General features: G+C 70.2%; 19 protein-coding genes. 8 read left to right on the plus strand and 11 right to left on the minus strand.

Annotated elements, in window-relative coordinates; genetic code table 11:
• Positions 1-132: 132 nt before the first annotated feature.
• The gene (locus tag MLE42_RS10215; protein ID WP_243287778.1) at positions 133-681 is read left to right on the plus strand and encodes a metal-dependent hydrolase; all 549 of its coding nucleotides are present in this window, start codon (positions 133-135) and stop codon (positions 679-681) included.
• A gap of 9 nt (positions 682-690) precedes the next feature.
• Here the strand turns inward: MLE42_RS10215 and rlmN are convergent, their stop codons facing one another.
• A complete protein-coding gene (gene rlmN, locus MLE42_RS10220; protein ID WP_243287779.1) occupies positions 691-1749 on the minus strand; it encodes a 23S rRNA (adenine(2503)-C(2))-methyltransferase RlmN in 1059 nt (352 codons plus the stop codon).
• Positions 1750-1869: 120 nt separating this feature from the next.
• On the opposite strand from rlmN, the gene MLE42_RS10225 reads away from it, so the two are divergent.
• Positions 1870-3927 (plus strand): M1 family metallopeptidase, encoded by a 2058-nt coding sequence (locus MLE42_RS10225; protein WP_243287780.1) that lies wholly within the window; start codon positions 1870-1872, stop codon positions 3925-3927.
• A gap of 28 nt (positions 3928-3955) precedes the next feature.
• On the opposite strand, the gene MLE42_RS16295 is transcribed toward MLE42_RS10225, so the two are convergent.
• Genes MLE42_RS16295 through MLE42_RS10245 form a run of 4 tightly spaced genes read right to left on the minus strand, consistent with a single transcriptional unit; the run spans position 3956 to position 6194 of the window.
• The gene (locus MLE42_RS16295) at positions 3956-4843 is read right to left on the minus strand and encodes a DMT family transporter (protein ID WP_243287781.1); all 888 of its coding nucleotides are present in this window, start codon (positions 4841-4843) and stop codon (positions 3956-3958) included.
• 6 nt (positions 4844-4849) lie between these two features.
• Positions 4850-5275, minus strand: coding sequence for a hypothetical protein (locus MLE42_RS10235; protein WP_243287782.1), 426 nt, complete (start codon positions 5273-5275; stop codon positions 4850-4852).
• On the minus strand, positions 5275-5736 hold the full coding sequence (locus MLE42_RS10240) for a GNAT family N-acetyltransferase (RefSeq protein WP_243287783.1): 462 nt from the start codon (positions 5734-5736) through the stop codon (positions 5275-5277). The genes MLE42_RS10235 and MLE42_RS10240 overlap by 1 nt, the downstream gene beginning before the upstream one ends.
• Positions 5733-6194, minus strand: coding sequence for a carboxymuconolactone decarboxylase family protein (locus MLE42_RS10245; protein WP_243287784.1), 462 nt, complete (start codon positions 6192-6194; stop codon positions 5733-5735). Before MLE42_RS10245 ends, MLE42_RS10240 begins: the two co-directional genes overlap by 4 nt.
• Positions 6195-6279: 85 nt before the next feature.
• Between MLE42_RS10245 and pdxR the strand changes: the two genes are divergently transcribed.
• A complete protein-coding gene (gene pdxR / locus MLE42_RS10255; protein WP_275975840.1) occupies positions 6280-7731 on the plus strand; it encodes a MocR-like pyridoxine biosynthesis transcription factor PdxR in 1452 nt (483 codons plus the stop codon).
• Positions 7732-7743: 12 nt separating this feature from the next.
• On the opposite strand, the gene MLE42_RS10260 is transcribed toward pdxR, so the two are convergent.
• Positions 7744-9012, minus strand: coding sequence for a M16 family metallopeptidase (locus tag MLE42_RS10260; protein ID WP_243287785.1), 1269 nt, complete (start codon positions 9010-9012; stop codon positions 7744-7746).
• 38 nt (positions 9013-9050) lie between these two features.
• The gene (locus tag MLE42_RS10265) at positions 9051-9359 is read right to left on the minus strand and encodes an ArsR/SmtB family transcription factor (protein WP_243287786.1); all 309 of its coding nucleotides are present in this window, start codon (positions 9357-9359) and stop codon (positions 9051-9053) included.
• Positions 9360-9492: 133 nt separating this feature from the next.
• Here MLE42_RS10265 and MLE42_RS10270 point away from each other — a divergent pair, with 133 nt between their 5' ends.
• Positions 9493-10485, plus strand: a complete 993-nt coding sequence (locus MLE42_RS10270) for a quinone oxidoreductase family protein (protein WP_243287787.1) — start codon at positions 9493-9495, stop codon at positions 10483-10485.
• A gap of 33 nt (positions 10486-10518) precedes the next feature.
• On the opposite strand, the gene MLE42_RS10275 is transcribed toward MLE42_RS10270, so the two are convergent.
• The 4 genes from MLE42_RS10275 to MLE42_RS10290 all read right to left on the minus strand — a co-directional run bounded on the left by MLE42_RS10275 (position 10519) and on the right by MLE42_RS10290 (position 14178).
• Positions 10519-11307 (minus strand): ABC transporter permease, encoded by a 789-nt coding sequence (locus MLE42_RS10275; RefSeq protein WP_243287788.1) that lies wholly within the window; start codon positions 11305-11307, stop codon positions 10519-10521.
• A 163-nt stretch (positions 11308-11470) separates the two neighbouring features.
• The gene (locus MLE42_RS10280) at positions 11471-12391 is read right to left on the minus strand and encodes an ABC transporter ATP-binding protein (protein WP_243287789.1); all 921 of its coding nucleotides are present in this window, start codon (positions 12389-12391) and stop codon (positions 11471-11473) included.
• Positions 12391-13251: a hypothetical protein gene (locus MLE42_RS10285; protein WP_243287790.1), complete on the minus strand. Its 861-nt coding sequence runs from the start codon at positions 13249-13251 to the stop codon at positions 12391-12393. Before MLE42_RS10285 ends, MLE42_RS10280 begins: the two co-directional genes overlap by 1 nt.
• A gap of 3 nt (positions 13252-13254) precedes the next feature.
• Positions 13255-14178 (minus strand): ABC transporter ATP-binding protein, encoded by a 924-nt coding sequence (locus MLE42_RS10290; RefSeq protein ID WP_243287791.1) that lies wholly within the window; start codon positions 14176-14178, stop codon positions 13255-13257.
• 160 nt (positions 14179-14338) lie between these two features.
• Between MLE42_RS10290 and MLE42_RS10295 the strand changes: the two genes are divergently transcribed.
• The 4 genes from MLE42_RS10295 to MLE42_RS10310 all read left to right on the plus strand — a co-directional run bounded on the left by MLE42_RS10295 (position 14339) and on the right by MLE42_RS10310 (position 21624).
• Positions 14339-15553, plus strand: coding sequence for a hypothetical protein (locus MLE42_RS10295; RefSeq protein ID WP_243287792.1), 1215 nt, complete (start codon positions 14339-14341; stop codon positions 15551-15553).
• A 158-nt stretch (positions 15554-15711) separates the two neighbouring features.
• Positions 15712-19347, plus strand: a complete 3636-nt coding sequence (gene dnaE, locus MLE42_RS10300; RefSeq protein ID WP_243287793.1) for a DNA polymerase III subunit alpha — start codon at positions 15712-15714, stop codon at positions 19345-19347.
• Positions 19348-19375: 28 nt separating this feature from the next.
• A complete protein-coding gene (locus MLE42_RS16300; protein ID WP_243287794.1) occupies positions 19376-20095 on the plus strand; it encodes a helix-turn-helix domain-containing protein in 720 nt (239 codons plus the stop codon).
• 44 nt (positions 20096-20139) lie between these two features.
• The gene (locus MLE42_RS10310; protein ID WP_243287795.1) at positions 20140-21624 is read left to right on the plus strand and encodes a sigma-54-dependent transcriptional regulator; all 1485 of its coding nucleotides are present in this window, start codon (positions 20140-20142) and stop codon (positions 21622-21624) included.
• Positions 21625-21637: the final 13 nt, after the last annotated feature.

Raw genomic sequence — 21637 nt, forward strand, 5'->3', positions numbered from 1 at the left:
TGCTGGCTGGGCCGGGAGGAACCGGATACCCTGGAGATCCGCGCTTCCTGCCGCGGACAGGCACCCGAAGCGGGTCCGGCCAGGCGCCTTCCGAACGGACTCCAGCCCGCTCCCCACCTCCCGGATCCCCCCATGTCCTCCGTCTTCGGCCACGCCTTGGCCGGTCTCACGATCAGCGCCGCCCTCCACCAGGGCCGGCCCCCGCGCCGGGTCCTGGCCTTCGCGACCGCCTGCGCCGTGGCCCCGGATGTGGACTGGTTCACGACTTTCCTCGGGCTGGACGGCACGAGCCTCGCCCACCGCGGCATGAGCCACTCCCTCCTCGCCCTGCTGCTCCTGGCCGCCACGGCCATGCTGCTCGGGTTCCGCCATCAGCTCCGGAGCCTGCGCCTCTGGGCCTGCCTGCTCTCGGCCGCCCTCTCCCACAGCCTGCTGGACGCCTGCACCTTCGGGGGGACCGGCGTGGCCTTCCTGCTGCCCTTTTCCGAGGCGCGGTTCGTCTGCCTCTGGCAGCCCATCTTCGTGTCGCCGATCCCCCTCTCGGGGAAGCTGCTCGACTGGCTGCTGTTCTCCCTGGGCACCGAGGTCGTGTGGATCGGCATCCCCGCCCTGCTGGTGCTCAGCGTGCCCCGGGCCTTCCAGTGGCTCCGGCTGCGCAGGCGATCCGAGGAGACTCCCTGACCCGGCGGATCAGCGGCCCTTCACCAGCTGCCCGCAGGCGCCCTGCACGTCCCGGCCCCGGCTGCGGCGGACGGTGACGAAGCAGCCCCGGGCCTTCAGCCACTCGGCGAACTGCTGAACGCGGTCCTCGCCGGGCTCGCGGAAGGCGCTGGCGGCGTGTTCGTTCATGGGGATGAGGTTCAGGTTGTGGCCGCTCCGCAGGTCGCCCAGCCAGTCCGCCAGACGCTGGGCGTCGGCCTCGGTGTCGTTCTCGCCGGCGATGAGCACGTACTCGAAGCAGAACTTCTCGCCGCGCTTGGGGCCCCAGTCGTCCAGGGCCTTCCGCAGCCGCGCCAGGTTCCACACGCGGTTCACGGGCATGGTGCGGCTGCGCGCCTCGTCCGTGGTGGCGTTGAGGCTCAGCGCCAGCAGCGGCCGGGGCTCCAGCTTGGCCAGCTTCTCGATGCCGCTCACCAGGCCCGAGGTGCTCACGGTGATGCGGTTCTTCCCCAGGCCCAGGCCCGCGGGGTGGCACATGAGCCGGATGGCGCGGTGCAGGTGGTCCAGGTTGTGCAGGGGTTCGCCCATGCCCATGAACACCAGCGTCAGCTCGTGGCCGCGGTCCGGTCCCAGCTCCGCCATGAGCGCCAGCACCTGGCCCAGGATCTCGCCGGGCTGGAGGTTGCGCAGGATGCCCATGCTGCCCGTGGCGCAGAAGGTGCACCCCATGGCGCAGCCCACTTGACTGGAGATGCAGTAGGTCACCCGCGGATTCCGCACCTTGCGCGGCATGTGGACGGATTCGATGCGCTTGCCGTCTGCCAGCTCCAGGGCCAGCTTGGTGGAGCCGTCACCGGAGGCCTGGCGATCGACGATGGACGGCAGGCGCAGGTCCGCCACGCCCTCCAGCCAGCGGCGGATGCCCGAGCCCAGGTCCGGCGCGCCGTCCTTCCAGGTCCAGGGCCGGTGCAGGCGCTTGAACGTCTCCAGGGCGCTGCCGGGGCAGCCGAGCGCCGCCAGGTCCTCCGGGAACAGCGACCAGGCCGACGGCAGGCCCGCCCGCTCGGGGGCGGGGCGATCCCAGGGCATCAAGGAGACATCGGACACCCGGCCATTGTACCGGCCAGGTCGGAAATCGTTTTTCAGAGGGGACCGATGGAATAAGATGATGGCTTCCTCTCTAATCCAGCTGCCCTCCGGAGCGATCCCATGTCCGCCTTGTCCGTTTTGCGGCGCCTCCTGCCGGTTCTCCTTCTGGGGACCTTCACACCCCTCTGTTCCGCCGACACCCAGGCGGCCCCTTCGAACCTCAGCCGCCAAGTCGAGGCCTACACCGCCCAGCCCACGCTGGGGCCCGCGGTGTCGGTCAAGAACTGGACCCTGCCGGTGGGCCGCATGACCTTCCTCATGGCCTCCGGAACCGTGGCTCCCATGACCTCGGGGGGGCGCACCCTCGGATTCTTCTTCAAGGGCAAGGGGGCCTTCCAATACCGGTCCGAAGATCCCCTGGAGCGTGCGTCGCTCGAATCGAACTACAAGAAGAACCTCCTGGTGCCCAACACCAAGGCCATCCTGTCTGAGGCCAAGGACCAGCGGATCCTGACCGAGGACATTCGGAGCCTCACCCTGTGGACCGCGGGGATGGAGCTTTCGATTCCCCTCGGCACCGTCGCCGAGTCCCCTGAGGCCTCCTTCCAGACCGACTGGAAATTCTTCCAGCGTGACGGGCTCGGCGACCGCGGCCAGGCCTTCGCCCGGCACCTCGCCAATACGCCCACGAAAACCCTGATCCGCGCGGAGATCCGGGGTGAGGACCGGCCGTTCATCTACGGACTCGATCAGGGCGGAGGCCTCAGGGAATCCCTCGGATCCATTGCAGATCCCGCCCAACCTGCGACCTATGACGGATTGCGCCTGGTGCCCCTCTCCGAGCAGCCCATCGGATGGGACTGGAAGGCTCCCCTCTCCCCGCTGCTCAGCCTGACGGCCGTGGACATCGACTTCCACGGGAACAAGGGATACGCCCAGTTGAAGGTCAAGGAGACCCTGGTGGCCGGAGACGAGGGGCTCCGGGTGCTCGAGCTCAACCTCTACAACGTGGAGGACCGGGTCTACAACCTGGGGATCTACAAGGTCTCCAGAGTCCTGGACGCAGAAGGGAAGGCCCTTCCGTTCCACCACCGCAACGACAAGCTCCTGGTGGAACTGGACCAGCCCATGCCTCCCGGGCAGCCCTTCACCCTGACTTTCGAATACGGCGGGCCGATCCTGCTGCGTCCGGGAGGGGATAACTACTGGGAGCTCGGGGTGGCCCCGTGGTTCCCCCAGCCGGACATGGACGGGCAGGCCTACACAGTGCATGCCGTGATCCGGACGCCCAAGGACGATGTGCCCGTCGCCCCGGGCCGGACCATCCGACGTGTCCAGAGCGGTGCCGAGAACCTCCTGGAAGTCAGCATCGACAAACCTGTGCAGTTCTTCTCCATGTTCGCGGGCGCCTACAGCTTCACCGAGGAGACCAAGGATGGCCTGACCATCCGTGTGGCGGCCTATGCGAACCGGGGCGGCAGCATGCAGAAGCGGCTCATCGACATCGCCAGGCAGACCATCGGCTTCTATGAAGGCCTGTTCGAGGCCTTCCCCTTCAGTGAATTCAACATCATCCAGGTGAATGCCTATGGCTTCGGCCAGGCCCCTCCCGGGATGATGATCATCACCAACGAAGCCTTCGACGGGAAGATGGACGAGATCAGTCAATTCTTCACGAAGGGGATCAACCAGCGGTTCGCCCACGAGATCGCACATCAGTACTGGGGCCACCTGGTGAAGATGTCTTCACCGGAAGAGCAGTGGGTCACCGAGTCCTTCGCCAACTACGCCTCCGCCCTGGCCATGCGCGGCATGAAGAATCAAGGCACGAGCGCCTATGAGGGCATGCTCAACCGCTGGCGCAACCATGCGTCTGCCTATGCGAGCTCGGGCACCATCCCCTTCGCCAATCGCCTTCGCTGGATCAACGATCCGCGTGCCACGTTCCTCGCGCGGACCTCGCTCCTGTACGAAAAGGGAGCCCTGATCCTGGCCTCTCTCCACAAGGAGATGGGCGACAAGGCCTTCGCCATCTTCATGAAGTCCCTCATCGCCAACTTCCGATGGAAGGCCGTTCCCACCACCTCCATCGAGCAGATCGCCAGCATGGCCGGCCACAAGGATTTCGGCCCCCTGTTCCGCACCTGCTACTGGGGAACCCAGATGCCGCCGAACTAGCCTCATCAAGGGGTCGCCGGCCTGAGACTCAGGCCGGTGACCCCTTGGGCTGTGGCGGCCGGGGCAACACCAGGGCATTGCCCGCCAGGCAGAGGGCCGCGCCCAGGGCCAGGCCCCAGTGCCACCGCAGGCCCTCCACGGCCGTGGAGAGGGCCAGGGCCACCACGGGGATGGCGACCATGGCGTAGCCCGCCCGGCCCGCGCCGATGCGGCCCACGAGCGTCAGGTAGGCGCCGAAGGCCAGGATCGACCCGAACACGGACAGGAAGGCCAGGGAGCCCAGGTAGTGGAGGGATGCGTCGAAGGTGAAGGGCCGGCCCGCCAGCACGCAGAAGAGGGCCACGAAAGCCGCACCATAGGCCATGCTCACCGCGTTGCCCTGCATGACCGGGATGCCATGCCGCTGGTTGCGCTGGGAGACCAGGTTGCTGAGGCTGGCGGCCACGGTGCCGACCAGGGCCAGGCCCAGCCCCGCCTGGAGGGACCCGGCGCCGAAGCCCGCGCCCGGCAGGCACACCAATCCCACCCCGACGATGCCCAGCGCGACCCCCGCGAGGGCCTTCCGCGCCACCGGCGTCCCGAAGAAGACCCGCGCGCCGAGGAGGTTGAGGATGGCCAGCAGGGAGAAGATCACCGCCATGAGGCCCGAGGGGATCCGCTGCTCCGCGAGGTAGACGCAGACGTAGTTGATCCCGAACATGAGGGCGCCCTGGAGGGCCAGCCAGCCGTGCTCCCGCCGCGTGAACCGGAGCTTCAGCCCCCGCAGGAGGCACCAGACGGCGAGCAGCGCCGCGGCCAGGGCGAAGCGGTAGGCCACCGAGACCTCGGGCGCCACCCGCCCGTACTGGTAGGTGATGGCGATCCAGGTGGAGCCCCAGATCAGGATGGAAGCAAGGTAGAGGGTGAGATTGCTCACGGAACCTCAGCTGTCGGAGGCGGGGTGCAGCGCCACCAGCAGCGCCGCCGCCGAGGCGGAGAAGACAGAGTAGTCGAGGGGTTCCTTGGGGCCGAAGGAGATCCCCATGGCGAGGGCGAAGACGGCCAGGAGGGCCGCGCTGGCCAAGGCCACGATCCGGGCGGCCCGGCCCCGCAGCGGCAGGAGCAGCGCCAGGCCCAGGCTGAATTCCGCGACCGTGGCCGCCCAGGCCAGGAAGGGGATCGTGGCCGCGGGCATGAAGCTGTTCACCTGGGCCGTGTACTTCATGAAGTTGGCGAAGGTGCCGTAGCCCCGGCCCGGGCCCCACCATCCGAACCGGGAGGCGATGCCCGAGAGGAAGGCCGCGCCCAGGGTCCACCGCGCGTAGCGGAGGGCCCAGCGGTCGAAGGTGCTGGAGGCTGGACCGGTCATCACGCCCTCGCCGCCAGGTCCGCGTGCTCGGCCTGGTAGGTCTCGTAGGAGGTGGGAGTCCAGCCTGCGCGGTTCATCTTCCAGCCGTTCTCGATCTTCTCCCAGCCCACGTGGGCGTAGTAGTCCCGGGCCAGGGGCGCGGCCTGGAGCACCCACTGGATGCCATCGTCCAGGCCCAGGGCCAGGTCCAGCAGCTGGCGCCCGACGCCGGCCTTCTGGAAGGCCGGGTGCACGGCGAGGTCGCAGACATAGCCATCCCAGACGAAGTCTGTCCAGCCGCGCAGCAGGCCCACCAGGCGGTCACCGTCGTAGGCGGTGATCACCACGTTGGAGCCCTCGAACATGCGGCGGATGCGCTCGGGATCGTGGATGGGCCGCCGCAGGGGCGCGGCGGCGTAGAGGGCGCGGATGGCCTCCACCTCCGGCACGCGATCGAGGCGATAGGTCAGGCCGGCGCTCATGCGGGCACCTCTGTCTTGTCGGGGGGCAGGTCCGGCTGGAGGCCCACGCCGAGGCGGTTCCAGGCGTTGATGAGGGCGATGGCGTAGGTCAGGTCCACCACCTCCTGCTCGCTGAAGTGGGCGCGGGTGGCGGCGTAGAGGGCATCGTCCACCCCGTGGCGGCCCAGCTCCGTGAGCGCCTCGGTCCAGGCCAGGGCGGCCCGCTCCCGGGGGGTGAACAGGGGCACCTCGCGCCAGGCGGCCACGAGGGTCAGGCGCCGCTGGGACTCGCCGGCTTCGAGGGCGGCGGTGGCGTGCATGTCCATGCAGAAGGCGCAGCCGTTGAGCTGGGAGGCCCGCACCTCGATGAGGTGGAGGAGCCCGTGGTCCAGGCCGCTCCCCTGAAGGTGCCGGACGACCTGCAGGAAGCCCTGGTAGCCCTTGGGGGCGAGCTCGGGATGGGGTTTCGACGTGCGCATGGCAGCTCCAGGACCAGGTGGTCATTCCCAGGATCGGACCATGTGGCCCATTGAAAAGATCCATTTATGTCATTACAACTAGACCATGCGCCCCTGGGTCTTCCCCATCGCCCTCCAGCCCGGAACCTCCCGCGAGCCGGTCTTCCAGCAGATCGCCCAGGCCATCCGGGGCGACATCCGGCGCGGCCGCCTCCGGCCCGGCGACGCCCTGCCCGGCTCCCGGAGCCTGGCCCGGACTCTGGCCGTGCACCGGAACACCGTGCTGGCGGCCTACCGGGAGCTGGAGGCCGAGGGCTGGACGGTGGCGGAGGCGCGCACCACCCACGTGGCCCGGGACCTGCCCCAGGACCTTTCCCGGGCCTCCGCGACCCAGCGGGCGGAAGCCACGGGCCGACCGGGCTACGACCTGGCCCCGCCGGGCCCCGGAAGGAGCCTCCGCGAGCCCGGCATCCTGGCCTTCGGCGGCGGCCTGCCGGACCTCCGCCTGGTGCCCACGGACCTCCTGGCCCGGGCCTACCGGCGGGCCCTCGGCAGCCGCGACCTGCTGGGCTACGGCGACGCCCGCGGCGAGGCCCGGCTCCGGGCCGCCCTGGCCCGGCTTCTCTCGGAGATGCGCGGCCTGGCGGTCACGGAGGGCCAGCTGATGATCGCCGGCGGCAGCCAGGGGGCTCTGGACCTCGTGGCCCGCACCCTGATCCGGCCTGGGGACCGGGTGGCGGTGGAGGATCCGGGCTATCCCGCCGCCTGGCGCACGCTGCGGGCCGCCGGGGCGGAGCTGGTGCCCGTGCCCGTGGACGAGGCGGGTCTGCGGGTGGAGGCCCTGGCCGCCCAGCTGGCCGATGGACCGCTCCGCGCCATCTACCTCACGCCGCACCACCAGTTCCCCACCACGGTGACCATGAGCGCCGCGCGCCGGCTGAAGCTGCTTGAGCTGGCGGCCCGCCATCGCATCGCCCTCCTGGAGGACGACTACGACAACGAGTTCCACTTCGAGGGCCGCCCGGTGCTGCCCCTCGCTGGGACCGATCCCCACGGCGTGGTGGTCTACCTGGGAACCCTGTCGAAAATCCTCGCGCCCGGCCTCCGCCTGGGCTTCGTGGCGGGCCCCGGGGCCCTGGTGGAGGCCCTGGCCTCCCACCGGAGCGCCACGGACGGCCAGGGGGACCAGGTGCTCCAGCGGGCGGCCGCCGAGCTCCTGGAGGACGGCCTCCTCCAGCGCCACGCCCGCAAGATGCGGCGGATCTACCAGGCCCGCCTGGAGACCCTGGTGGCAGCTCTGCGCCGGCGTCTGGGCCACGCCGTGGCCTTCGAGCCGCCCGCGGGCGGCATGAGCCTGTGGGCCCGCGTGGACCCCGCGATCGACGTGGAGGCCTGGGCGGCCTCCGCGCGGAAGGCGGGCGTGGGCCTCAGCACGGGCCGGCTCTTCGACTTCCACGGGCGGTCGCTGCCCAACCTCCGCCTGGGCTTCTCCACCCTGGACGAGCGGGAGCTCGAGGAGGCCGTGCGCTTGATGGCGCGGGTGCTTCAGAGCGCCTGACCAGACCGCGGCTCAGGCCACCAGGTCCTGGGGCCGGATGTCGCAGCCGCGGCGCGTGCCGAGGGTGCTGACGCCGACGCGGGCGGGGTCGAGCAGGGCCTGCGCCATGCGCTGCAGGTCCTCCCGCGTGACGGCGTCGATCTCCGCGATCTGCTGGTCGAGGCTGCGGAGGCCGCGCTGGTGGATGGCCTGGTGGGCCAGGCTGAACATGCGGCTGCTGCTGCTCTCCTGGCTGAACACGAGGCTGGTGCGGGCCTGGAGCTTGGCGCGCTCCAGCTCGTCGGCCGCCACTCCGGTCTCGCGGATGCGCGCGCATTCGGCCATGGTGCGCTGCACCAACTCCCGGAGCTGGGCCGGGGCGCAGCTGGCGCTGATCTGCAGGGCGCCCGTGTCGGCGTAGGGGCTGAGGTAGCTGCCCACCTGGTAGCAGAGGCCCCGGCGCTCGCGCAGCTCCAGGAAGAGGCGCGAGGCCATGCCGCCCCCGAGCACCTGGCTCAGGAGGTTGGCGGCGGAGCGGTCCGGCGAGCGGTGGTCCGGCGCGGGGAAGCCCATCACCAGGTTGGCCTGCTGGAGATCCTTCCGGGGCACGTTGAGCAGGAAGGGCCGCGTGCGGGCCGGCCGGTCCGGAGCATGGTCCGTGCCCTTCGGCAGGCGGTCCAGGATGGGCGCCAGCAGCGCCTGGAGGGCGCCGGGCTCGAGGGCCCCGGCCGCGGCCACCACGAGGTTGGGCGCCCGGTAGGTGTGGTCGAAGAAGGCCCGGGCTTCCAAGGGGCCGTAGGCCGACACCTGGTCCCGCGTGCCCAGGATCGGATGCGCCAGCGGCGTGCCTTCCCAGAAGCCCCCGTAGAACAGCTCGCTCACCCAGTCGTCCGGCTGGTCCTCGCTCTGGGCGATCTCCTCCAGGATGACGCTCCGCTCGCGCACCAGCTCCTCTGCGTCGAAGCGAGGGGAGGTCACCAGCTCGCCCAGCAGGCCCACCAGGTCCGGCAGCTGCTCGGACAGCACCTTCCCGTAGAAGCAGGCCACCTCCTTGCCCGTGAAGGCGTCCACGTGCCCGCCCAGGCGGTCCGTGGCCGCGGCCATCTCATCCGGCGTGGCGTAGGAGGCCGTGCCCTTGAAGACCGTGTGTTCGAGGAAGTGGGCCAGGCCCTCCTCCGCGGGCCCTTCGTGCCGGGAGCCGCGCCGCACCCAGAACCCCACCGAGCAGCTCCGCACGTGCGGGATGGGTTCGACGAGGATCTCGGTGCCCGCGGGCGTGACGGTGCGGAAGGGTTCGGCCATCCCTCCAGTCTATCGCCCCGGCGGCCCGGAGCCTCGTCTCAACAGGGGCCGGAGGCCTTGAGGACCGCCTTCAGCAGGCCCGGGAAGCGGGCGTCCAGATCCTGCTTCCGCAGGCTGTTGTAGCGATGGACACCCTCCACCCGCGTCTGGATGAGCCCGGCCTCCCGCAGGACCTTGAAGTGGTGGCTCAGCGTGGCCTTGGTGGCAGGCAGGCCGAAGGTCCCGCAGGCCCGTTCCCCGTCTCCGGCCAGCCTGCGCACGATCTCGAGGCGCGTGGGATCACTCAGCGCGTAGAGCACCGCCGGAAGATCGAGCTGTTCGCGCCCGGGATGATGGAGATTCCGCATGGATCCAGGATGCCCGGGTTCAGGTTCGGACAGTCAAATATTTTGATTGTTCTTAAACTATTTCTATTGACCGGGAACACCTGGTGGCTATATCAATCTATTGTTTGATGACAATCGAACAATAGGAGCTCCCATGACCCATCGCATCCAGTTCACCGCGCCCGGCGGGCCCGAGGTCCTCCAGTGGGTGGAGGCGGACCTCCCCGATCCGGGACCTGGCGAAGCCCGCCTTCGCCACACGGCGATCGGCGTGAACTACATCGACGTCTACCACCGCAGCGGCGCCTATCCGGTGCCCCTGCCCGCGGTGCCGGGCTTCGAAGCCGCCGGAGTCGTGGAAGCCCTGGGGCCCGGCGTGACGGGACTGGCGGTGGGCCAGCGGGTCGCCTATGTGGACGGGCCCACGGGCGCCTACTCGGAGGCGCGGAACCACCCCGCCGACCGGCTGGTGCCGCTGCCCGCGAGCCTGTCTGACGAGGTGGCTGCGGCCCTTCTCTTCAAGGGCCTGACGGCGCACATGCTGGTCCGGCGGGTGTGGCGCGCCGGAGCGGAACCCTGGGTCCTGGTCCACGCCGCGGCGGGTGGCGTGGGGCTCATCCTGACCCGGTGGCTGGCCCACGAAGGGGGCCGGGTCATCGGTGTGGTGGGCAGCGAGGAGAAGGCCACGGCGGTCCGGGCGGAAGGCGCCGAAGCCGTCGTCGTGGTGCCCCGGGGCGCCGCCTACGACCAGCTGGCCGCCGAGGTCCGCCGGATCACGGGCGGCCGCGGCGTGGGCACCGTGTTCGATTCGGTCGGGCGGGACACCTTCGAAGCCTCCCTGGACAGCCTGGCCCCCTTCGGGCTCCTGGCCTCCTTCGGCCGGAGCAGCGGCCCCGTGCCCCCGGTGAACTCCGAGGAACTGGGGCGCCGCGGCTCCCTGGCCTTCCAGCGCCCCAGCATCATCGGCCACATCGCCAAGGCTGATCCCGCCATCCTGCGCGCCGATATCGCGGAGGTGTTCGCCGCGCAGACGCAGGGGATCATCCGGGCCCACATCCACGGCACGCTTCCCCTGCGCGAGGCCGCCCAGGCCCATGCCCTGCTCGAGTCCCGGGCGACCCGGGGCGCCCTGGTGCTCCTCCCCTGAGGGTGGATGCCGTCCGGCGGGAAGCGGAGCGGATCAGCCCTCCGCTTCGCTGCCCGCCAGCCCCACGGGGGTGCGGTGGAGCTTCCAGCCGGCGAGGGCCCAGCAGAGGGCGCCGAAGGCCAGGAGGGCCAGGAGGGCCAGGACGGGATGGGTCGTCACCTGTTCCTGGGCCAGGAGCTGGGGCGCCCCCACCTGGGCGGCGCGGCTGCCCGCCAGGCTCTCGATGTGGTGGGTGAAGGTCAGGCGCTGGAGGAAGGGCGGGAAGATCCGCACCAGCGGCTCCCAGAGGAAGAAGTAGAGGGCGCCCCAGAGGGTGCCGCGCTTGAAGACCAGACCCACCAGGGTCATGAGGGCCAGCTCGCCCCACCAGGCGCCCACCAGGGCCAGGATGCGGCCCGGCAGCAGCGCGGGGTCGCCTCCGACCAGCTGGAGGCCGAGGGCCCCGAGGATGAGCCAGGCGGCACCCCAGGCGAACCAGGGCAGGCCCTTGCCCAGAGGCAGGGTCCAGGCGGGGGCGGGGCGCACCAGCAGCAGGGGCAGGGTGCGCTGTTCCAGGTCCTCGCGGATGCCCGCCGGGGCCGCCACCAGGGCCATGATGGGCAGCATCATCTTCACCAGGCCCTCGTGGAAGATGCGGAGGGCCTCACTGGGATCGGCGTCCAGGCCCCGGAGCCGGCTGATGGTGAAGATGAGGAGGCTGAGGCCCACGGGTGCCATGACCAGGGCCGCCAGGACCCAGCCCCGGCCCTGGAGCACGCGCGGCGCGTAGCCGCGGGCCGTGGCGCGGATCGTCATCAGCGGAGAGGGAGCTGTCGTGGTCATGGATTCCCCCAGATGGTTGGCGGAGCAAGCCCGGGACAGGCTTCGTCTGGCGCGGGCGCGGGGGCCCGGGGGGAGGCTCCATGTCCACAAGCCAAAGGCGCGTGGGACCAACGCAAAGCGTTGGGATACATGGAGTCGCGCAGCGAGGAACCCCCGGACAGCATTAGGCGTGGTCCTTGGTGAGGTACTGGAAGACCGCATCCAGGTTGAGATCCAGCGGATCCAGCGCCCGCAGCGGGATGCCCCCCTCCGCCGCGGCCTTCTGGAGGCGGGGCAGGATGTCCCGGGGCGAGCGCACCGAGATCACCACGGCGCCCTCCTCCATGCGCAGGGCCGCCAGCTCCGGCTGCTCCACCGCCCAGCGGGCCAGCACCTGGGCCTCGCCCGTGAGGCGCAGTTCCACGGGATGCCGGTCCAGCAGCTGGCGGATCTCCGTGACGGTGCCCTCCGCCAGCAGGCGGCCCCGGAACAGCAGCAGGATGCGGTCCGTGAGCTGGGCGATCTCGCCCAGGATGTGGCTCGACACCAGGATGCGTGTGCCCGTCGCCGCGAGGTCCCGCAGCAGGGCCATGAGCGTGAGGCGGGCCTCGGGATCCAGGCCGTTGAACGGCTCGTCCAGGATGAGCAGTTCCGGCTCGTGCAGCAGGGCCTGGGCCAGGCGGATGCGCTGGCGCATGCCCTTGGACATGCGGGCGAAGGTGAGGTGGGCGCGGTCGGCCATGCCCACCGTGGTGAGCACGCGCGCCACGGCCGCCTTCAGGGGCTGGCCGGACAGCCCGGACAGTTCGCCCATCATGCGCAGCCAGCGGTCGGCTCGGAGGCCCGTCGGCAGGCGGTCCCCCTCGGGCACCAGGCCCAGGCGCGCCAGCACGGCGGGGTTGCGGAAGGGGGCTGCCCCGAAAACCTTCACGTCGCCGCCGGAGGGCGGCAGCAGGCCCGAGAGCAGCTGCAGCAGGGAGGACTTGCCGGCGCCGTTGGGGCCCAGCAGGCCCGTGATGCCGCCGCCGTCCGGCAGCTCGAAGGTGGTGGGGCTGAGGCCCAGGATGGGCCCGTAGCGGAGGGAGGCGCGATCGAGGGAAATCATCAGATGACCGCCTCCGACGGCATGGTCCGCTTCGCGGCCACGAAGGTCCACAGGCCCAGGTGGAAGGCCGTGCCGAGCAGCGCGGGGCCCCAGCCCATCAGGGGGTGGGCCACGCCCACGAAGAGCTGGGGCCAGGTCTCCGCCAGCAGGATCGGGTTGATGGCCTGCACCGCCGAGAACCCTGTCAGTCCCTGGATCATGGAGGCCAGGGTGGCCGAGCCCAGCACCAGGCCCAGCACCCAGCCGATGCCCGCCCGGGGGGTGGCGGCCATGCTGGAGGCGCCCGCGGCCAGGGTGCCCATGAGGACCGAGCTGACGGCCATGGCCGGCAGCAGCCTCAGGGGCGCCGTCACCCACACGGGGCCGCTGGCGCCGGCGAGGATCAGGGACATGAGCCAGGGCAGGAGGGCGAAAGGCAGGAGGATGGCGAAGGGCAGCGCCGAGGCGAAGCCCAGCTTGGCGAGCAGGTAGTCCCGGGGCGCCACGGGGTGGGCATACATGAGGGGCCGCACGCGGTAGAGCGTGTCCCGCGCCACCAGGCCCCCACCCACCAGGGCCACCAGGAACCAGAGCAGGTAGCTGGCGGGGTTCAGCAGATCCGCCTGGAAGTCCGCCCCCTGGGTGAGAATGGTCTTCGCGAAATCCTGCATGGGCTTGAAGGTCTGGTTGGTCTGGAGCAGGTGGTCCACGTAGATGCGGGCCACCTTCCACAGCAGCAGGAAGAGGAAGGTGAAGCCGAAGAAGCGGCCGATCTTCTGACGCCAGAGCCGGGTCATGTCGAAGCGCGCGAGCACCAGGGCCGGCGGCTGTCCGTGGCTCAGGTCCGGCGCGGGCGGAAGGGTGGGGGCGTAGATCGGCATGGCCTAGGCTCCCATCTGAGGATGCAGCGCCCGGAGGAGCACTTCATCAAGGCGGTCGTGGCGGGGCGTGAGCTGGATCAGCGTGGCGCCCTGCCCTTGGGCCCAGCGGAAGGCGGCCGTGGGATCGGCCTCAGCCAGCTCCAGGTCGTAGAGGCCGTTGCGGGCCTCCAGCACCGCGCCCAGCTCCGCCAGGGCGGCCTCCTGGGCGGCATCGAGCGGGTCGAGGAAGCGCAGCTCCACGCGCCGGGCCAGGGCCCTGCGCAGGCCCGCCATGGAGCCCGCGGCCTTGATCTGGCCCTGGTCGAGGATCACCAGCTGGTCCGCCACGCGCTCCACGTCGCCCAGCAGGTGGGAGGCCAGGATGACGCCGGTGCCCAGCTCCGCGTGGACGCGCAGCACCAGGTCCAGCATGCGGCGGCGGCCGTCGGGATCGAGGCCGTTGGTGGGCTCGTCCAGGAACACCAGCTCGGGGCTGTGCACCAGGGCCTGGGCCAGCTTCACCCGCTGGCGCATGCCCGTGGAGTAGCCGCTGACGGGCCGGTAGCGGGCCTCGTCCAGACCCACGAAGTAGAGCACCTCGTGGGCCCGGTCCCGGGCCGACTCCGGCGCCAGGCCGCTCAGCTCGCCCCAGAAGGCCACCTGCTCATAGGCCGAGGCGTCCTCGATGAGGGCGTCGTACTCGGGCATGTAGCCGATGCGCGCCCGGAGCTTGGCGGCCTCGGGGGCCCCGAGGGCCACGCCCAGCACCGTCCCGCCGCCGGCGGAGGGGCGCAGGAGGCCGAGAAGGGCCTTCAGCAGGGTGGACTTGCCGGCGCCGTTGGGGCCCAGCAGGCCCACGATGCCCTGGTCGAGGGCGAGGGTCAGCCCCTTCAGGGCGGGCGCCGCCGCGGCGGCGTAGCGCACTTCCAGGTTCTCGAAGGCGATCAACGGGGCCTCCAGGGGATGGTCACGGCTTCTCCAGGATGTGGCGGCTACGCGAGGCGGAGGGGAATGGATTAGGCCGGAGCGGGCGGACGCGGAATGGATTGTTCAATGAAAGCGACTTAGGCTGGACGGAATCATCCTCCCACCGCCCGAGGGCTTTCGCATGCAACTCCTGGACTGGCCATTCCTCGACGCCCTGCAGGCGGGGGCGCTGGCGACCCTCTTCGTGGGTTTCGGCCTGGATGCCCTGGCCCGGCGGGATCGGATGATGGGCTGGATGGCCCTGACCTGCCTGCTGGTGGGCGTCCGGCACGGGGTGCTGGCCCTCGGCACCTTGCCGGCCTGGAATCCGGACCTGGTGGACCGCATCCAGAGCCTGCTGGTGGCCGTCGGATTCATCACCCTCTGCGCGGCCCTGGTGAACCTGTTCCCGCGGCACTTCTCGCGGCGATTCCCCGGATGGATCGCCCTGGGCATGATCCCCAACTACATCCGCAACCTCCTCCTGACCCACCCGAGCCAGGCGGAGGTGTGGGCCCACGGCCTCTACGACCTCACCTACCTCCTGGGCTGCGGGTTCATCGTCTACTGGTCCCTGCGGGCCCGGCAGGAAGGCGACCCCATGGGGCGGCGGCTGTTCTTCGCCTTCTTCGCCCTGACCGTCCCGGTGGTGGTGGAAATCGCCGCCCAGAGCCTCTTCGGGATCAAGATCCGGCTGTCCGGCTTCAGCCTCGTGATCCTGGCCATGGCCATCGGCACCTCCTGGCAGTGGTTCGTGGTGCGGGACATGGAATCCCGCGTCCAGCGCGCCGAGACGGAGGTCGAGATCTGGCGCAGCCTCGTGCCGGGCAATGCCTTCCGGACTGACCGACCCTCCGCGCTGATGGAAGGGCTCTTCGGAAGCAGGTGGGCGGACCGCGTGCGCGAGAACCCCGAGGCGCCCCTGGTGGCCCTGGACGGCGCTTCCTACCACCTGCGGACCCGCCTCCTACGCCACCCCGAGCGGCTGGGCTGGTACGAGCGCGAGGGCGACACCCAGCCGGGCACCAGGGGCTTCCTGGCCGGATGGACGGTGGCCCTGGGCATGGACGACCCCGAAGCCAGCGCCCGGATCCAGGAATGGCTCCACAGCTGGGGCGCCGATGTGCATCTGTGGGGCACCGTGCCCCCCCGGGAGGGTCCCTACCCCAGCGTCCTCATCTGGGCCCGGGAACCCAGCATCCTGGCCGTCTGGCGAGAAGACGACCTGCTGCGCCGGCGTCCCCGGTGGATCCAGCTGGGCGGCCCCATCACCGCGGGCCCCCATGTCCGGCTGGACCTGGGCCTGGATGCCGCCAGCCTCCGGGAGACGCTCCGGGAGTTGCTCTCCCGGCACTGATCCCGCAGGGATCGAGTGCTGATCCCGCAGGGATCGAGTGCTGATCCCGCAGGGATCGGGTGCTGATCCCGCAGGGATCGAGTGCTGATCCCGCAGGGATCGGGTGCTGATCCTCGGGCACTTGCCCGGCAGCGGCCGATCCGGCGGAGAATGGGGGCATGAGCTTCGCCCATCTCCACCTGCACTCCGAGTATTCGCTGCTCGACGGCCTGACCCGCATCCCCGATTTGGTGAAGAAGTGCCGCGCCTCGGGCATGCCCGCCGTGGCCGTCACCGACCACGGAAACATGTTCGGCATGATGAAGCTCTTCGACGCCTGCGAGAAGACGAAGGACGCCGAGGGGAACTGGGCCGTGAAGCCCATCCTGGGCTGCGAAGTCTACGTGGCCCCCAAGACCCGCTTCGACCGGAAGCTGGAGGCCAAGAACCTCACGGGCGAGGAGGGCCTCGAGGACTGCGTGGACCCCAGCGGATCGCGCGACGCCGGCTACCACCTGGTGCTGCTGGCCAAGAACCCGAAGGGGTTCGCCAACCTCTCCAAGCTGGTATCGGCGGGTTTCACCGAGGGCTTCTATTACAAGCCGCGCATCGACAAGGACATCCTCCGTGAGCACAGCGAGGGCCTCATCGCCCTGTCGGCCTGCCTGGGCGGCGAGGTGCAGGCCCGCATCCTCCAGAACCGGCTGGACCAGGCCGAGCGCGTGGCCCGCGACTTCCGCGACCTCTTCGGCGAGGACTTCTACCTGGAGATCCAGGACCAGGGCTTCGACAAGGAGAAGGAGATCATCCCCTTCCAGCAGGAGCTGGCGGCCCGCCTGGGCATCCCCCTGGTGGCCACCAACGACGCCCACTACCTCAACCACGAGGATTCCGACCTCCACGACACGCTGCTGTGCATCGGCACGAAGACCACCAAGGCCAAGGAGAAGCGCATGCGCTTCTCCACGGACCAGTTCTTCGTGAAGACGCCGGAGGAGATGCGGTCGGTCTTCCCCGACCACCCGGATTACCTGGAGCGCACGCTGGAGATCGCCGCCAAGGTGGACCTGTTCCCCATCACGCGGAAGCCCGTCACGCCCCAGTTCCCGGTGCCCGACGGCTACGACCTGGAGTCCTACTTCGTCCACATCGCCAAGGAGACCTTCGAGCAGCGCATCGCCGAGTGCCGTCCGCGCTGGCAGGCCGGCACGCTGAAGCACCCCGAGGCGAAGTACCGGGAGCGCCTGGCCTTCGAGCTGGACATGATCCTCAAGATGGGCTTCCCGGGCTACTTCCTGCTGGTCTGGGATTTCATCCGCAAGGCCCGGGAGATGGGCGTGCCCGTGGGCCCGGGCCGCGGCTCCGCGGCGGGCAGCATCGTGGCCTGGTCCATGAAGATCACGGACATCGATCCGATGCAGTACGACCTGCTCTTCGAGCGCTTCCTCAATCCTGAGCGCGTCTCCATGCCCGACGTGGACATCGACTTCTGCCGCGACGGGCGCCAGCGGGTCATCGACTATGTGACCGAGAAATACGGCCAGGACAAGGTCAGCAACATCGTCACCATCAACCAGCTCAAGACCAAGGCCGTCATCAAGGACGTGGCGCGTGTCTTCGAGAAGGATTTCGCCTTCGCCAACAACCTCACGAAGCTGGTGCCCCAGGAGCCCGGCAAGCCCATCACCGTGGGCGAAGCGCTCGAAAAGAGCGACAAGCTCCGCGAGCTGTACGAGAGCGATCCCGAGGTGAAGAACATCCTCGACATCTCGGCGCGGCTGGAGGGCCTGGCCCGCAACACCGGGGTCCACGCGGCGGGCGTCATCATCGCGCCCGACGAGCTGACGCAGTTCGCGCCGCTCAGCATGGACAAGGACAAGAAGGTGATGGTGCAGTACACCATGACCGAGGCCGAGCGCGCCGGCCTGCTGAAGATGGACTTCCTGGGCCTGGAGACGCTCACCCAGATCGCCAAGACCCAGGAGGTCATCGCCCGGCGCCACGGCGCGCCCAAGGACATGACCAGCATCCGCACCTTCGACGACAAGAAGACCTTCGAGCTCTTCGCCGCCGGCGACACCGATGGCGTCTTCCAGTTCGAGTCCGGGGGCATGAAGCAGCTGCTCCGCCAGCTCGGCCCCGACCGCTTCGACGACCTCATCGCGCTCAACGCCCTCTTCCGTCCGGGTCCGCTGGGCGCGGGCATGGGCACCACGTACGTGGAGCGGCGCCATGGCCGCGAGCCCGTGACCTACATGTTCCCCGACCTGGAGCCCATCCTCTCCCCCACCTACGGCGTGATCCTCTACCAGGAACAGGTCATGCAGATCGCCAGCCTCGTGGCCGGGTATTCGCTCGGCGAGGCGGACATGCTGCGCCGCGCCATGGGCAAGAAGGACAAGGAGAAGATGGCGAAGGAGAAGTCCAAGTTCATCGAGCGGGGCGCCTCCAGGGGCTACGACAAGGGCAAGGTCGCCGAGATGTTCGACCTCATCGAGTACTTCGCGGGCTACGGCTTCAACAAGAGCCACAGCGCGGCCTACGCCATGGTGGCCTACGAGACCGCCTACCTGAAGGCCAACTACCCCGTGGAGTTCATGGCGGGCCTGCTGTCCACCAAGTCCGGCCGCACGGACGACGTGGCCAAGTACGTGCAGAACTGCCGGGAGCGGGGCATCGAGGTGCTGGGGCCGGACATCAACGAGTCGGCCCTGGACTTCACGGCCACCTCGGATCGGCAGATCCGGTTCGGATTTGCCGCGGTGAAGGGACTTGGAGAAGCCGCGCTGCAGGCCATTCTCGAGGCGCGTGAAGCAGAAGGCGGCTTCAAGGATCTGTTCCACGCACTGAAGAGCACGGATCTCCAGAAGGCCAACCGCAAGGTGTGGGAGTCCCTCATCAAGGCCGGGGCCTTCGACAGCCTGGAGCCCAACCGGGCGGCGCTGGTCCAGGGCCTGCCGGACGCCATCTCCGCGGCCTCCCGCGGCAGCGGCGACACGGGCATGACCAGCCTCTTCGATGACGCCGAGATGGCCACCCTCAGCGAGGACTGGCGCGTGCCCGAGGGCATCGAGCCCTGGGACCGCCGCACGCGGCTGGCCGCCGAGCGCGAGGTGCTGGGCCTCTTCGTCAGCGGGCACCCCCTCGAGGAGTTCGCCGACGCCATCCAGGTGCACACGCATGGCACCCTCGCCAAGATCCTGGAGGACGTGGCCGCCGGGCGGCTGCGGGACCGCAGCGAGGTGACGCTGGGCGCCATGGTCAGCACCGTGGCCTTCAAGACCAACCAGAAGGGCGAGCCCTGGGCCATCCTCCAGGTGGAGGACCTGGCCGGGAAGATGGAAGTGCTGCTCATGGCCAGCAAGTGGGATCCCCTCACCAAGAAGGCCACGCTGCGCCCCTTCGAGCGCTACCGGCACCTGGCGGTGCCCGAGGCCATGCTGCGCGTCACCGGCGAGCTGCGGGTGGAGACCCTCCAGGCCAACGGCAGCGGCAACGGAAATGGGGAGGCCGAGGAGGAAGAGGAGCAGACCGTGGTGAAGGTCTTCGCCACCGTGCTGGAGCCGCTGGAGTCCTTCCAGGGCCAGGGCTTCACGGGGGCCCTGGTGCGGCTGCCGGTGGGCGAGTGCCCGCCACGCCTGGAATCGATCCTCAAGGACCACCGGGGCGACCTGCCGGTGACCTTCGAATACCGATCGAAGGAGGGCCTGGTGGCCCGCGTCAGGGCCGGCCGGGACCTGCGCCTCAAGCACGACCCCGACTTGGCGGAACGGCTCGCCAAGGACACGGGCTGCACCCTCACCTGGACCTACTGATGTCCGGAACCCCGGACACGGAGTCCCCGTGATCCCCCTCTTCCTCCTGCCCGGATTCGGCCGCTGGGGCATCCACCTGGACGTGCTCCTGGCTCGGCCCGAGGGACTGTGGATCCACGGTCCGGCAGGATCCGGGGTCTCGACAATCGCGGCAGAATTTGCCCTTCGTCGCAAGGGCCCCTGGTTCGAAGCAGGCTCGGTGGAGGAAGGCGCCACCTGGGCCGCCCTCCATCCTGGAGGCGTAGTGGCCGCCCGGGGAGCGATGCCCGCCGGCCTGGCCTGCCTGGAGTTGCGCCTTCCCGCCCTGGACGAGGATCCCGACTGCCTTCCCGGATTGCTGGGGGCCCTGGCGGAGGAGGAGGGCGTCCCCGCGCCCTGGCCCCCGGCCCTGGGGACCCTGCCCTGCCCCGGCAACCTCCGGGAGCTGCGCAACCGGATGCTTCGCTGGAAGCTCCTGGGCCAGCTGCCGGAGCCCGAGCCGGCCGGTCCGCCCCGCTTCGATGCCGAGGACCTGGCCACGAACCTGCACGACCTGGAACGCTTCCTCCTCCACCGGGCCCTGCGCCGGGCCTACGGCAACCGCGTGGAGGCCGCCCTCCGCCTGGGCGTGAGCCGCCGCCAGCTCTACCTCCTCATCCGCCGCCACGGGGATCCCGTCCGGGGCGAGGCGGCCTCCGGGGACCTGCCCCAACGGATGAAGCGGCGCAGACCGGCACAAAACTCCAGTCCGGAGTCCGGCACCCGATAACAGGGAGGTGCGGCCGGTCGGCTGCGGCTTGGATGTATCGGATCATGGCGACTCCCCTTCGGGTACTGGTGGTGAATGACGATTCCGGAATGCGGGATGGCGTGGCCTCGAGCCTGAAACGCTCGGGCCTCGCGGTGGACCAGGCCCGGGAGGGCGCCGAGGCCCTCCGGCTGGCCCACCAGGGCGGCTACGACGCCGTGGTGGCCGACCTCCACCCGACCGGCATGGATGGCCTCGAGCTGTCGGCCCGCCTCAAGGCGGTCGATCCGGTCCTGCCCGTCCTGCTGATCGGGGCCGCGGACGAGCCCGAGACCGCGCGCCTAGCCGCCTTCGAGGTCCTCTACCGGCCCTTCAGCGCCGACGAGCTCAGCGCCGCGGTGCAGAAGGCCGTGGCGTCCGAAGGGCACCTCAAGGCCGCCGAGCCCTCCGAGGCGCCCCTCACCCTCACGCAGGATCCCGCCCTCGGAGAGACCCTGGCCATGGCCCGCCGCGCGGCGGACAGTCGCGCCACCATCCTCATCCAGGCGGAAAACGGCACGGGGAAGGAGCTCCTGGCCCAGCTCATCCACGGCTCGAGCTCCCGGCACGGCGGCCCCCTGGTGACCCTCAGCTGCGCGGCCCTTCCCGAGGAGGTGCTGGAAGCCGAGCTGTTCGGCGGCGAGAAAGGCGCCCGTCCCGGGCCGGCCCCGAAACCCGGCGCCCTGGAGCGGGCGGAGGGCGGCACCCTGGTGCTCGATGCGGTGGAAGCCCTGCCTCCCGGCCTCCAGGGCCGGCTGTTGCGGATCCTCCAGGAGCGCGCGGGCAGCGGACGTCCCGCGCCCATGGACGTGCGCCTGATCTCCCTCACCAGCCAGGACCTCCTGGCCGAGGTGAAGGCGGGCCGCTTCTCCGAGGACCTCTACTACCGCCTGAACGTGATCCCCCTGAACCTGCCCCCGCTGCGGGAACGGCCGGGGGATCTGAACCTGCTGGCCGAGCACTTCGCCGAGCGCTACGCGCGGGAAAACGGCCGGGAGGTGCCCGAGCTGACGCCCAGCTTCTTCGCGGCGCTGGCCCGCCACCCCTGGACGGGCAACCTGCGCGAGCTCGAGAACGTCATCCAGCGCTGCGTGGTGCTGAACCAGGGCCACCGCCTCACCCAGCAGGACCTCCACTGGCTCATGCCCACCGAGGCTTTCGAGGGCCTGCCCCAGGATCCGCCCGCAGCGCCACCCCTGGCCGCCGGGGCGAACCAGGCCCCCAGCGTCTCCCCGCATTCGGACAGGAGCCCGGTCCCCGGCGCCGTGCTGGCCGATCCCCGCAAACCCTTGGTGGGCCTGCCCCTCGGCACCCCCGTGACCCTGCCCCTGGGCCTGAGCCTGCCGGAGCTGGAGCGCTTCTGGCTGCTCTCCACCCTCAGCGCCCTCAGGGGTAACCGGACCCACTGCGCGACCCAGCTGGACATCGCCCTGCGCACCGTGCGGAACAAGATCAACGAGTACAAGGCCGACGGCTTCGCCATCCCGCCCAGCCAGCGGGGCGGGGACTAGGCCCGCCCCGCCA

This window comes from Geothrix terrae (genome assembly GCF_022808775.1).
GTDB lineage: Bacteria > Acidobacteriota > Holophagae > Holophagales > Holophagaceae > Geothrix > Geothrix terrae.

Coding starts and splice junctions, on each gene's coding strand:
- MLE42_RS10275 (WP_243287788.1), bottom strand. CDS start 11,307: ATGACCACGACAGCTCCCTCTCCGCTGATGACGATCCGCGCCACGGCC.
- MLE42_RS10285 (WP_243287790.1), bottom strand. CDS start 13,251: ATGCCGATCTACGCCCCCACCCTTCCGCCCGCGCCGGACCTGAGCCAC.
- MLE42_RS10260 (WP_243287785.1), bottom strand. CDS start 9,012: ATGGCCGAACCCTTCCGCACCGTCACGCCCGCGGGCACCGAGATCCTC.
- MLE42_RS10265 (WP_243287786.1), bottom strand. CDS start 9,359: ATGCGGAATCTCCATCATCCCGGGCGCGAACAGCTCGATCTTCCGGCG.
- dnaE (WP_243287793.1), top strand. CDS start 15,712: ATGAGCTTCGCCCATCTCCACCTGCACTCCGAGTATTCGCTGCTCGAC.
- MLE42_RS10280 (WP_243287789.1), bottom strand. CDS start 12,391: ATGATTTCCCTCGATCGCGCCTCCCTCCGCTACGGGCCCATCCTGGGC.
- MLE42_RS10270 (WP_243287787.1), top strand. CDS start 9,493: ATGACCCATCGCATCCAGTTCACCGCGCCCGGCGGGCCCGAGGTCCTC.
- MLE42_RS10215 (WP_243287778.1), top strand. CDS start 133: ATGTCCTCCGTCTTCGGCCACGCCTTGGCCGGTCTCACGATCAGCGCC.
- MLE42_RS10310 (WP_243287795.1), top strand. CDS start 20,140: ATGGCGACTCCCCTTCGGGTACTGGTGGTGAATGACGATTCCGGAATG.
- rlmN (WP_243287779.1), bottom strand. CDS start 1,749: ATGCCCTGGGATCGCCCCGCCCCCGAGCGGGCGGGCCTGCCGTCGGCC.
- MLE42_RS10235 (WP_243287782.1), bottom strand. CDS start 5,275: ATGACCGGTCCAGCCTCCAGCACCTTCGACCGCTGGGCCCTCCGCTAC.
- MLE42_RS10240 (WP_243287783.1), bottom strand. CDS start 5,736: ATGAGCGCCGGCCTGACCTATCGCCTCGATCGCGTGCCGGAGGTGGAG.
- MLE42_RS10245 (WP_243287784.1), bottom strand. CDS start 6,194: ATGCGCACGTCGAAACCCCATCCCGAGCTCGCCCCCAAGGGCTACCAG.
- MLE42_RS10225 (WP_243287780.1), top strand. CDS start 1,870: ATGTCCGCCTTGTCCGTTTTGCGGCGCCTCCTGCCGGTTCTCCTTCTG.
- pdxR (WP_275975840.1), top strand. CDS start 6,280: ATGCGCCCCTGGGTCTTCCCCATCGCCCTCCAGCCCGGAACCTCCCGC.
- MLE42_RS10295 (WP_243287792.1), top strand. CDS start 14,339: ATGCAACTCCTGGACTGGCCATTCCTCGACGCCCTGCAGGCGGGGGCG.